The 11456-nt window shown below is 57.6% G+C and carries 10 protein-coding genes and 5 pseudogenes; 9 read left to right on the top strand and 6 right to left on the bottom strand.

The window, feature by feature from the left end; genetic code table 11:
- Positions 1-1020: tyrosinase family protein (locus tag VHL31_RS03095; protein ID WP_329659741.1), on the top strand; the 1020-nt coding region annotated here is incomplete at its 5' end.
- Between the two features lie 36 nt (positions 1021-1056).
- Positions 1057-2070 carry a hypothetical protein gene (locus tag VHL31_RS03100; RefSeq protein ID WP_329659742.1) on the top strand — a complete coding sequence of 338 codons (1014 nt, stop codon included), beginning with the start codon at positions 1057-1059 and terminating at the stop codon, positions 2068-2070.
- 403 nt (positions 2071-2473) lie between these two features.
- Here VHL31_RS03100 and VHL31_RS03105 read toward each other — a convergent pair whose 3' ends face one another.
- Positions 2474-3022 carry a hypothetical protein gene (locus VHL31_RS03105; RefSeq protein WP_329659743.1) on the bottom strand — a complete coding sequence of 183 codons (549 nt, stop codon included), beginning with the start codon at positions 3020-3022 and terminating at the stop codon, positions 2474-2476.
- A gap of 209 nt (positions 3023-3231) precedes the next feature.
- Between VHL31_RS03105 and VHL31_RS26595 the strand changes: the two genes are divergently transcribed.
- The gene (locus tag VHL31_RS26595) at positions 3232-3327 is read left to right on the top strand and encodes a transposase DNA-binding-containing protein (protein WP_414653630.1); all 96 of its coding nucleotides are present in this window, start codon (positions 3232-3234) and stop codon (positions 3325-3327) included.
- Between the two features lie 32 nt (positions 3328-3359).
- Here VHL31_RS26595 and VHL31_RS03110 read toward each other — a convergent pair.
- Positions 3360-4142: pseudogene (locus VHL31_RS03110) on the bottom strand (IS256 family transposase); the annotation flags it as partial.
- A pseudogene (locus VHL31_RS26600) lies at positions 4096-5030 on the bottom strand (IS110 family transposase); the annotation flags it as partial. The pseudogenes VHL31_RS03110 and VHL31_RS26600, both read right to left, overlap by 47 nt.
- 234 nt (positions 5031-5264) lie before the next feature.
- Here VHL31_RS26600 and VHL31_RS03120 point away from each other — a divergent pair.
- Positions 5265-5477: pseudogene (locus VHL31_RS03120) on the top strand (transposase); the annotation flags it as partial.
- Between the two features lie 49 nt (positions 5478-5526).
- Here VHL31_RS03120 and VHL31_RS03125 read toward each other — a convergent pair.
- Together VHL31_RS03125 and VHL31_RS03130 are read right to left on the bottom strand one after the other, a co-directional pair.
- A pseudogene (locus VHL31_RS03125) lies at positions 5527-6030 on the bottom strand (transposase); the annotation flags it as partial.
- Between the two features lie 9 nt (positions 6031-6039).
- Entirely contained in the window at positions 6040-6162 is a 123-nt protein-coding gene (locus VHL31_RS03130) for a hypothetical protein (protein ID WP_329659746.1), read from the bottom strand.
- A 456-nt stretch (positions 6163-6618) separates the two neighbouring features.
- Between VHL31_RS03130 and VHL31_RS03135 the strand changes: the two genes are divergently transcribed.
- From VHL31_RS03135 to VHL31_RS03150, 4 genes are all read left to right on the top strand, one after another.
- Positions 6619-8085: a hypothetical protein gene (locus tag VHL31_RS03135; protein ID WP_329659747.1), complete on the top strand. Its 1467-nt coding sequence runs from the start codon at positions 6619-6621 to the stop codon at positions 8083-8085.
- A gap of 22 nt (positions 8086-8107) precedes the next feature.
- Positions 8108-8641 (top strand): hypothetical protein, encoded by a 534-nt coding sequence (locus VHL31_RS03140; protein ID WP_329659748.1) that lies wholly within the window; start codon positions 8108-8110, stop codon positions 8639-8641.
- 2 nt (positions 8642-8643) lie between these two features.
- The gene (locus VHL31_RS03145; RefSeq protein ID WP_329659749.1) at positions 8644-9024 is read left to right on the top strand and encodes a hypothetical protein; all 381 of its coding nucleotides are present in this window, start codon (positions 8644-8646) and stop codon (positions 9022-9024) included.
- Between the two features lie 281 nt (positions 9025-9305).
- Complete coding sequence (locus VHL31_RS03150; protein WP_329659750.1) at positions 9306-10646, top strand: hypothetical protein; 1341 nt, start codon at positions 9306-9308, stop codon at positions 10644-10646.
- A 233-nt stretch (positions 10647-10879) separates the two neighbouring features.
- Here VHL31_RS03150 and VHL31_RS26845 read toward each other — a convergent pair.
- Positions 10880-11014: pseudogene (locus tag VHL31_RS26845) on the bottom strand (IS5/IS1182 family transposase); the annotation flags it as partial.
- 24 nt (positions 11015-11038) lie between these two features.
- On the opposite strand from VHL31_RS26845, the gene VHL31_RS03155 reads away from it, so the two are divergent.
- Complete coding sequence (locus VHL31_RS03155; protein WP_329659751.1) at positions 11039-11269, top strand: transposase; 231 nt, start codon at positions 11039-11041, stop codon at positions 11267-11269.
- Positions 11270-11456 lie beyond the last annotated feature (187 nt).

The raw sequence follows: 11456 nt of genomic DNA on the forward strand, positions 1-11456 counted from the left end.
CTTGGCACCGCCGCCTCGAGCGCGGACAAGGACGTCTCCATCGTGGTCAGCGACGAAGGAGGTGCGGAGCTGGCCCGGCATGATTTGATGGTACGGGTCCGCAAGAATGCCGAAACGCTGAGCGGCGCTGAGCGGGATCGCTTTCTGAGTGCTTTCGTGAAAGCCGCTCAAAAGAATAATCAGTTTGATAAATACTGGAGGCTTCATACCATAGCTGCGAACTTGGCGCATCAGGACGCGTTTCTTCCGTGGCACCGCGTATTTTTACTTAATCTAGAGCGCGAGCTTCAGATCGAGGATCCGAGCGTCGCTCTTCCGTATTGGGAATTTGACAAAGCTGCTCCAAAGCTATTTTCGGAGGATTTTTTAGGTAGGGTGACTCTTACCCCGCCAAATTTTAATGTGGTGCAATTTTCCACTACTAATCCCTTAAGCAGCTGGTCTCTCAGCGACCCCTCGGTGACGCCACTTCGCCGAAATCGCAATGGAGATACCAGCACTAGCCCGGCGCTTAGCAAGAACTTCATGTCGAACGACGAACATGGAGTGATGAACGCCAACATATTTGGCCCATATCATGGTCAAGCACACGTTTATATCGGTGGCAATGTTGGCAACTTTTTTAGCTCTCCGTCTGATCCGCTATTCTTCCTGCTTCATGCAAACGTAGACCGGGCTTGGGCAGCGTGGGAGAGACTCCACGATCGTTTTGATCGAATGCAAAGCTTGGCCTACGTATTGCAGGGCCGCTTTTCGCCGGGTGCTTCTTCGCTTTTTGGCAATTTCGTAGACGATACCATGTGGCCCTGGGACGGGCTTAGCCGTCCGAGCGAGGCCGGGACCGCGACGACAGCGGTCACCTTGCCTGACAACCCGGGTCCGGGTGGCGGGCTGGAAGGTAAACCTCAGGTTGGTGACACTTTGGATTACCTCGATATGGCCGGCGTTGGCACGGCGCATGATTTTTGTTACGATGACATATCTTACGGCGTGGGAGCCGTCAGTCCGTTTTGGCCGTGAGTCCTTGGACCGATCCCTTGAGTCTCGGAGCGACACATGCATACCGACGATCACGGTTCGCCCAGTACCTCTCGGTGGCTGCTTGCAGCAGCCGCAGCGGCGATCCTTCTTTCGGGCGAAGCCGTTGCCCAGGTCAAAGAGCCTGAGCTGACGAGGCCGGACGCGAGCGTGCGGGAGCTTCTTGCCGCGAACGCAGCCGAGATCCAATCAGTCGTTGAACGCGCACTCGATACGCAGCAGCCTACAAAGAGCAGAGTTGATGCCGTGCGTCAGCTCTCAGGTGCTTATTTCGATTACCTGCTAGCAAACTCTCAGGCTCTGGTTCGCGACCCTGATCCGGAGGTGGCCCATACGACGGTGCTGAGCCTGGCAGGTCAAATCGCAATGTTGCCCGATGTTCAGGTTATGGAGCATCACAACCACACTGAGTACGACAATTACCAAAGCAATCTCGTCAAAACGTCACTAGATTCGCTTCGACAGGCACTGGAACACGATAATGCTGCTGTAGTTGATGAGGCCGCTGCTTTTCTGTCCAGCCGCGGTGATCTACAAGGCATGGCCCGGGTTCAGCGTCTGATCGAAGAAGGGAAGATATCCGCTGGAAAGGGCATCGGCTTTCTCAGTCTGGGCCCTCTCGAAAAGGCTTCTCCCCTGATCGAGAAGTATACTTCTGACCCGGATACTAGCGTTCAAGCTGCGGCAATTAGCCAGTTGTCTTATAATAGTAGGTATACATCTGTAGTACGTGACGTAGCACTCAGTGCCAATACTTCGAGCCAAGTGACCATTGCCGCTCTGCCGGGGCTCGCGAAAACTGACAGGGATTTTCTCAATTATGGCGTAGCGTTGGCGCAGAATGAAAAGGTTGATAAAGCCGTGCGGAGTCAGGCACTTGAGGCGGCAATTGGATTTACCATCCGGAACAATACGCCCGAGTCGACGGTACGTTCCCTGGAGCCGTTGTTGGGCGATGCCGCTGCCGAGCTTTCCTCGCCCGAGGCGCTGCAGGCCGTAGAGCAGCTGAGGTCTGTCTACCAGATTCAGTAGACAATTTCTGAGGGGAAGTCAGCTTATCAAGAAGCGGTATCGTACTCGTGGCCCAGTCTTCGCTGCAATCGACCGGGTTCAGGGTTTCTGAAGGTTTTCGTGCGCAAGGCCCCTCCGACAAATCGCTAGCGGGCGTGTCTAGGATGTTGCCGGCCGACCGAGCAGCGCCTTCGTCAGCGTCTGCAACAGCGCTCGCCTGAGAACCTCGACTGCCGATGGCACGCCTACTCTCTGGACCGCTCCGAATGCCCACGTTCCGGCACTCCTGAGATAGCCGAGTGCAGGTTGCGGCGGCACCTACCGCAGACAGGACCTGGGTACGACCAGGCATTGGCCTCAACGAGACGCGAACTGTGGAGCGGCCGAGGGCTGGGAATGTCTGCACTGATCTTCCCAAGAACGTTCAGAAGGGCACCTTTTTGGACGGATTGCGTGGCCTCGAGAAGTCGGCGTTCGCAATGCCCGTCGGCGGGCGAAAACGGATAGCCTTTTTGGCCGCCCCTCGAGGTCCGACCGCTGTGGCGAGCTTGATCGCGCAAGCCCCCCCGGCCGTGCCCGCCCTCTTCTCCCCGCCGGGACGCCAGCCGTTCAGAACTCGAATGTGGCGTTCACCGGCACGTGGGCGGGCGCAAGCTCGCCTGCGCGGGCGGCCGGCTCGGCTCCGATCGACCGCAGCCCGCCGGCGAACCCGACGCGGCTGTCGGCTTCCGCGCGGGAAGAACTCTTCCGAGGCGAGGATCTGGTCGAGCAGCTTCCCGCGCCCCCAGTGGACGCGTGAGAAGCGGCGCGCCTCGGGGATCGCGGGCGCGAGACTGAACAGCCGCGCCGCATCGCCCGCGTCCGGGTCGTCAAATCCCCGCGTGCCGAGTTCGATGCCCGGTGGACCGAGCAGGATCTGTGTCGTCGCTGCGTCCGGTACGCCGTTCAAGTTACCCAGGAGGAGGAGCGGCACCCGCCTGCTCCCCCTCGCGCAAACCGTTCGTCCGGAGCGTGTCCCTCCGGTGAGGCTTCCAATTACCCACATCCCCAGAGCGCTGCTTGCTCTGTTCGACGCTCGCGTGATGCTGTCCGAGCTGCCGAAGCACGGAGGCGTCACGAATGAGCGGTGGAGCGATGACCGGCGGATCCGGCTGGCAGGATGACGAGCTTGCCGCCGCAAGCATGCCTGACAAGCGTCTCGGGCGCCGTCTGCGCAGGTTGCTGGATCAGATGTCGGCCGCCCCAGGCAAGCCGGTCCCCGCGGCCTGCGGTGACTGAGCTGCGACCAAGGCCGCGTACCGCTTCTTCGACAACCCCACGATGCAGGTTTGGACTTGGGCCTGAGGGAACACTGCGGTGATCGCGTCCGGGAAGCCTTTGAGGCCATCGACGATGGCGATCAGGACGTCTTCGACACCGCGGTTCTTGAGCTCGGTCATGACCCGCAGCCAGAATTTGGCACCTTCCGTCTGCTCGATCCAAAGGCCGAGGATCTCCTTACGGCCATCGGGGCGGACCCCGAGGGCGACGTAGACCGCCTTGTTGCGGACGGTCCCTTCGTCGCGGATCTTGACCCGCAGCGCATCGAAGAAAACCAGCGGATAGACCGGCTCCAGCGGCCGGTTCTGCCATTCGGATATCTCGTCCAGCACGGCGTCGGTCACCGCGCTGATCAGGTCAGGCGACACCTCGATGCCGTAGAGGTCGGCCAGGTGCCCCTGGATCTCTCGGACCGTCATGCCCCGGGCGTACATCGACACCAGCTTGTCGTCGAAGCCCGGCAGCCGGCGGCGGTACTTGGCGATCAGCTGCGGATCGAAGGTCGACAGGCGATCGCGCGGCACCGAGATCGGCAGCTTGCCGCTGTCAGTGAGTAGGGTCTTCTGGCCATAGCCATTGCGGATGTTCCCGCGGCCCTCAGCTGCCTCGCCGTCCAGATGGTGGTCCATCTCGGCATTCAGCGCCCGCTCGGTGAGTGCCCGCTTCAGTTCGTCAACGAGCCCGTCCTTGCCCAGGGCGGACTGCGGGTCGCGACCAGCCAGGAGCTGGTCCAGGAGTTCGTCCGCGATGATCGGCGCTTTGCGTCGTGCCATGGCAGGGGTCCTTCGTTCCCATCTTCATGGCCCGCACACGGAATCCCTGACAGTCCCACTGCCGCACCCGCGGATTAAGGCCAACATAGCTGACGAGCTTTTGTGGTGAGGTGAAGCGGCGGATGTCACCGATGGCGGCAACCAGCCCGGCTGCCACTACAACGTTGATGCCGGTGATGGTGATCAGCCTTGCCACGGCAGGATCCGTGATGATGGCCTGAGCCACCTCACGGTCCAGCAGGACCAGATCCTCGCCCAGCCGGTCGAGCTCTAGGGACATGGCGCTCGATGGCAGCCTTCTCGTCGTCGGGAAGAGGCTGCCGAGCAAGCCATGTCCGGCCAACACGACTGAACAGATCGGCGTGCGGACAGCGGGGGATCAGGTGCGCGTGCAGGATCGCATGCACCTCGTTCTTGATCCGCGTCCGGTGCCGCACGACTTGGTCCCGCCTTGTAACCAGACGGCGAAGGCGCTCGGTGGCCGCATCCGGCGTCCAGACCTCCGGCAGGTAGCCGGCCGCATGCAGGCTCGCCAGCACACCGGCATCGATCTTGTCGGTCTTCACGTGCGCATGGGCGATTGCCTCCACCTGCGCCTCGCTGGCCTCCTGGCCAGCGTCCCTTCGGGAAGCGGATCCATCGGCTTCTGCCGATGGATGGATTGGCGATGATCACCCTGGCGACGAACGGCGACAGCACGCGCACGACCGCCATGGCGTTGCCGGTTGCCTCGACCACCACCTCGTCGGTCGGCTCAAGCGTCTTGCCAAAGCCTTCCAACGCAGTTCGGGTCATCTCCACCCGGCCGGCTTGATGCAGCCGGCCTTCCTCCCACACCGCGACCTGCGCAAAGGTGCGATGGATGTCCATGCCGATCACGCGTCTCACCACGTCCTCCTGTCGCTGGAAGAACGGGAGCGTGGGGCGACACGACACCTACGGATCCGCGCTCACGGCGCAACCGGGCAAGTCGCAAAAGGCGGCCAGCTACTAACACGAGCTCACAGCTCATCGTGTACATCGGCCTGCCCGCACTTCGTGCTCCCGGTGCCTTCTGTCCCGGATGGTCGCACCATACGCGAAGATCAGCAGATCCCGCCGGACGTCGGCACCGCCTCTCTCATACCCGGTACCAATGCCATTGAGGCCTTGAACGCCAAGCTGCGCCGCGCCGTCCGAACACGCGGCCATTTCCCAACCGACGACAGCGCGCTCAAGCTGCTCTTCCTCGTCTTGAACCTGGCCGAGAAGGAGTGGAGGATGCCACCTCGGGAGTGGGCGATGGCCAAGGCACAACTCGCCATCCTGTTCGAAGAACGCTTCCTGGCCACTTGAACCACCAATGTTCACCACGCGGCCCGCACACGGAATTTCGGACAGTCCCGCGCCCCTCCTTGATCGCCTGCTTCTCCGCCTTCGTGTTTCGCTGCTTGGGAGCTGCGACGATGCTCGCATCGACGAATTGGCCAGACATGGCGAGATAGCCGGCTTCCCGCAGCTGCCGGTCGAACAGGTCGAACAGCCGCCCGATCGCACCTGCCTTCGTCAGCTGTTCGCGAAACGTCCAGATCGTATTGGCATCCGGCACCGCATCGCCCAGCCCAAGGCCGAGAAAGCGGATCCAGGTGAGTCGATCGCGCAGATAAAACTCGGTCCGTTCGTCGCTCAGATTGTTCTGCGTCTGCAGGACCAGCACCTTGAACATCAACACATGGTCAAAGGGTGGTCGCCCGCCCTTCGAGCGATCTGCTCGCGGCACTGCCGCTTCCATTTCCTGCCGGAAGAGCTCGAAGTCCACCACCGCAGCCAGACGTTCCAGGTCATCGCCCTTCTTCGACAGGCCGGCCAGCCGCTCCTCGACGTCGAAGAAACCAGCCTGACCCGCCACATCCGTCTCCTACCTGGGCGGCTCCATCACACCACCGGCACCGGCCAAGCACGAGAGGTTTTTGGAGGTGTCCAGCTTCTTCAAACTGTCCGACTGCTTGCCCAGATCGATGGCCACGAGTTCGAGCGACATGCTTCCCTCCGTCAGTTGGCCACCTATCGTGGCCGGGAAGCGGGAGGCGTCCATTCCATAACATGAAGCGGCTGGTCTGGCTCGAGCAGCAGGTCGCCACTTGACCCACCCAGCAGGCCGAGGCGACAACGACACGACGAACCGGCCTGACTGACGGGACCTGAGCACCCCGTCATCAAGCCAACGCCGTCGCCCTGCGGCCCAGGTAGACCCTGGAGAGGCTTCTTCAAACTGTCCGACTGGCTCAAGAACCAACAGGCCCTAGTCGATACAGGACTCATAGGACCTATCTGCACAATGTAACTTTCATGCCGCATCAGGCTACAGGTGCATCGCAATATTCCTCTGACGTACTTGTCCAATCAAGCTTCGCCGAATACAGTCCTATAACCCACAACATCCACCAAATGCGGGTACCCTAGGGTCATTCGTAAACCCAATAGTTCGGAACAGCAGATGAAGGCAATCAGGCGATCATTAAGTAGCATGCTACTATTATTTCTTCTCTGCTCATGTGGCCCAATTTATCTTCATGATCCAGCAGCTCAGACTGCCGCAACAAGTGCACAAGAGAATTTTATGCAAATAACTACTCGTCGCAGCGCGTCCGGCTTTACCAAATCCTACATTACACAACGAACAGTAGATGCAGAAATAGACTTAGCTTTGTCCACAATAACACAACAAAGCCAAATTAGCGCACTTTCATCCAATAGTTGGCAATTGATCGGCGACTCACTCTGCAGGGAGCTCTACGCTACGGCGACGGAGCTTGGCCTGTTGGCCACGCGCAACGCAGTGCCTAACCGATCTAGCGTCTGTGAGGACAAAAGGCTACCGGACCTCGACAAGGACCTTTCCGAGGCTGCGTCCAGCAAATTTAACCCGCCGTGCCAAGCTTCCTTAAGCGCGACCAACAGGAAGGCTGAACGGGATTGCTGGCAAAAGCAGATGGAAGAGGCCCTGTCGGCTCTTCCAGGTGCGCAATCCGCTACAAAATCATTCATGGACGCTCTGAATGTAGCCGCGGATAACGAAGCTCGTTACATTGCGACGCAAAAGCTCTTGAGTGCTGGACTACTGGCTGTGGTCGCGCCTAGCTCTGAAGCGGTGGATCAAGTATCTACACTCAAGACAATTCTACAGGAGCCTGTATCTGCTCGCAGATTTGACAAAAATGATCAAGGAGAGCTCATCGAAAAAAAGACTAACACTACTGTTGGCAAAGCTCTTTCTATAAACCCACCGAATCTGCCTGCTTCCACAAGCGGCTCACTTTCCGCAATAGATCTTCTGCATCTTACGAATTTAGACGGCCAATTGAGTTCATTTCAAGGCTTGTTGCCGGTTAGTCCCGGCATTGCCGTCACCATTATTGGACTGTCGTATGATGTCGCTCGTGCAGAGGAGCTACGCATACGGAACATTATAAGCACTGCTACGCGCCGGATAAAGCTGTATGATAGTCATATTGCTTTTCTTGAAGGTCAGCTATTCCGGACAGGAGAAGCCGCTGGACAGTTCGGAATTACTAGACAGCTTCCAGAGGTCACAAGCGGTTCTACTGTGCGTGACACCATACAAAGGCTGCGCAACGATTTCTTCGTTCAAGAGAAAGAGAAAGAGAAAAGGAGGGATTTCCGTGGTGACCTTGCTGCGGTCTATAGCAGTCTAGGGCTTTGGACGAACGCAGTACTGTCAGGTTCAGTAACTCGACAAGACTTCCCCAGCCTCATAAGCGCTTTGGATGCCGAAGAAAGTCTTGCCAATGCCGAGATCGCCCTGCGGGAGCGCGAAGCAGTGATCAGTCGGGGGCTTCAGGGTCTCGTCGCGTTCCACGAAGGGGGAATAGATGCTCAGGATGTCAATAATCTCCTTCAGGTGGCACAGGCTATCGGCATCTTCGCAATTGCGGCAGACTGAGGGCATGATGATGAGAGTAATCGTGAGTTTCTACATTATGTTGTTTCTGGCAAGTTGTTCTGGTACGCCTGCAGCTCGGAACCTTAGCAGAGAAACGCTCGCACAAGTGGTTGAGTACGAGAATGAGATCCGCACATTGAGTAGGGATTTACAGGATGCTTTCGACCAATCCGCCCTTTCCACTCGTCGAGACATAGAAAGGTCCGCAGAGAATCTTGAGGGAGATATAGTGAACAACCTTGCAAACGACGCAGCCGATAGAACCGTCCGTGACGGCTTTAGCGACAGAGACCTACGAAATTTTGCTGCTGGTATTCTGGAAGAAAATGAGAAAGCGGAGGCATCCATCAACGTGCTGCGCTTAAAGCAGATCGACGCGCATCAGGCGGCAATTGCTTCTACGTCGTTGGATGAAACCGAACTTCAGGCGGTTCGCGCGAAGCTAGAACAGCTTCAGCGAGAGCCGTCGTTATCAGACAGAGCCGAACAGATTCGGCCGCTTATTGAGGCGGCTGCCGCTACTCTTCAGACAATCAACTCCACAAAAGGTCCCTAAACATGGCTGATGCTTCCACTATAACCGCTCTTCAGGCAATAGAGGTTCAGCTGGAGGCGCGGCGCAATGAACTAAAACAACAACTGCTACGCACCAACATCCCTCCCGCGAAGAGCACGGATTTCCGGGCACAGGTAAGAGCACAGATGAGCCTTATTGATGCCGAGATCCGGCGGGTCAATGCCCGGATTGCCGATGTGTCTGTCGCAATAGCTGCAGGAAAGATAAAGCCGCTGGCTCCAGCGCAAGTCAATTCAATGAAGAGCGCACTAAATGCGGTTCAGAAGCCTATCCAGGCTAGTGCCACCGTAAGTGATATAGTTAGGGCAGTAGGTAGTGTGGTAGGAGCAACTGCAAAGGCGACAACCGCGGCGATGTCATAGGCATAATTTTCCTCATTGGTGACGACCGGCAGTGCGTTGCTGAGCTAATTCTTGCACATCATTTATGCAGCATTGATCGGTAGATTTTTGTCATTTGAAGCATAATCAATTTCTATCGCTGCTGAGGGGAAGGGCTTTCTCCGATAAGTCGTAAGTGCGTGATCATGTTCTAATCCAAATAAATGGATCAACAGCTACTAATAGCAAGGGAAACCCGGGAGAAAGGTTTAGAGATGGAGCCAGAATCTAAGGCCGCTTCTCTGCCGTCTGCGCCCACGCCCATGGTGGCCCGCGTGCGCTCTCGGGCACGTGTAACAGTTCATTACCTTTGGCGGTATGCCTCCCCAATTGCGGTCCTGCTTTTAGGCGGCATCGTATGGTTCTACGTTAGTGCAAGTTCAGCACAAACATGTGGTTCGGCAGGAGGTGACAGCGGACCGTTCTGTGCCACGGCAGATGGACCTATCAATCGCCTCCTGTTGAGCAAAGCAATATTTTTAAAAATACCTTCGAGCTTCTTCTCGAAGACTGAAACACCTGCAAATGATGTTCTAGAGACCTTAGGCATTGCGCATGATATTGATGTTTGGCTTAAGAAAAACGCAATGGAAATACCTATCAGTACGACATCTGTGCTGTCGTCGGTAATAACTAGCGTCGGATCGACCTTGGCGAATGATTTAGCAGAGGCCGTCCGCCTCTTAAGAGCTAGTCAGGACTTCCAGAAGCGCGACGAGTCGGCTTGGATTCGACTAGCTTCAAACGCCACCGCTGCGCGGACATATTGGATGACTAGTTTAGGTGGCTTGATGATTGTTTTGATTCTTTTTGCAGGAACGAGTGTGCTGATTGGTGCTCGGGCAGTCCGTGTCCTCAGCTTCGAGATGGGAGCAGTGGCTTTTTTACTGGGAGGATGGGTCCTTGCAATCATCGCCACTTGGTCTAGTGATGTGATCTTTCCTCGGACGGAGGCCTCAACCTTCGTTGAGCATTACCTTAACCCATCGCTGAGCCAGAGTGTTAGGCCTGCCCAGACTCTCTTCATCTTTAGCGCAGTTGCGATGCTGTTCGGGGCCAGCCTTCGGCTAGTGGTGCCAAAGGCACTTGGAGCTATCCTAATCGGGCCGAACGAGATCCCGATGGATGATGCGGGCAAGACAGCTCAGAAAATTGCCTTGTGGAAGGGGCGGGCTTGGCTGACTGAGGTACTCGCGGACCTAGATCTTGCCATCTTGGTCGTAGCTTTCACTCTTACGTTCGGGGTATGGCAAATCTATACGTTACTGAGTTGGCCACTTGCCTTAGGTGGTGGCTGCGGCACTGAGCAACCGCTGCAAGAAATGCAGGCTGCCTGTGCTGCAGTCAGTTCAATAGTATTCGGTAGTGGAGTGATGGGCACTCTGATCTTAGGGACGTTAGTTCTTCCTGCATTTGCCGTGTCTCGTGAGTTAGCACGACGTCTCTCGACTCTTTCTGCGATTGTGGCCGAAGGGCAAGGTGACCCTGCCCCACTCGGTGGCACTGCTTGGGGCACTATTGCAAAGATCGCTACTATATTGGCTCCGTTTCTTTCAGGGATGGCAGCTCAGGTGTCTCAGGCTTTGGGCTCAGCGGGGCCATGAGCCTACAAAGACCAGATGTAATCGCCGGCATCCAGAGGGTAAATTTTTGGTGAGAGCCGCCTCCTGCTGACGATGCAATACGTCGATGACTAGCACTACACTTGGACACCTCCATTTACCTGCCAGTGACACTGAGCTTCAGGCAAGGCACCTACGGTGCCGGCTTTTGAACCTCTGCTTCTGAGTCCATTCTTCGCGATGGCGAGTTGGACGGTGCGGCAGTCCTACCGCCTTCAGCCTGACAGGGTCTGCCGCTCGAGCCAGATCAGCCGGCGCATGTTGTAGACCAAGTTGGCGAGGCCGATCTTGGTCGTCGCCCTGGCGATGCCGATGGTCCGCACAAACGTAACCCTCCGGTGAGAGCCGCCTTCTGCTGACGATGCCATGCGTCGATGCTGTTCGGCATGAGTGCCGAGGATCGGGAAGTGTCCGCTTTGCGTTTAGCGGACACCAAGCAAGCGGGAGCTAAGCGGCGGCGTTGGCCGGACGCGCTGAAGCGGGAGCTGGCGGCGGCGGCAATGGCGCCTGGCGCATCAGTGTCTGTCATTGCGCGACGGCACGACGTGAACGCCAATCAGCTGGACACCTCTAAAAACCGGCTGCCGGTCTTGCTAAGCCATTGATTTACCATGGGCGAGGGAGGCGCCAACCGGGGTTTTTAGAGGTGTCCAGCTGTTCAAGTGGTGCCGGCAGTTCGGCAGCCTGACGGCATCCGCCGAGCCGGCTGGCTTTCTGCCGGTGGAGGTCATGCCGCTGCCGGCGGTGCCACCTTTGGCACCGAGCACGGGCATGGCTGGTCCAGCCGAACCT

The organism is Geminicoccus sp. (assembly GCF_036263595.1).
Classification (GTDB): Bacteria; Pseudomonadota; Alphaproteobacteria; order Geminicoccales; family Geminicoccaceae; genus Geminicoccus.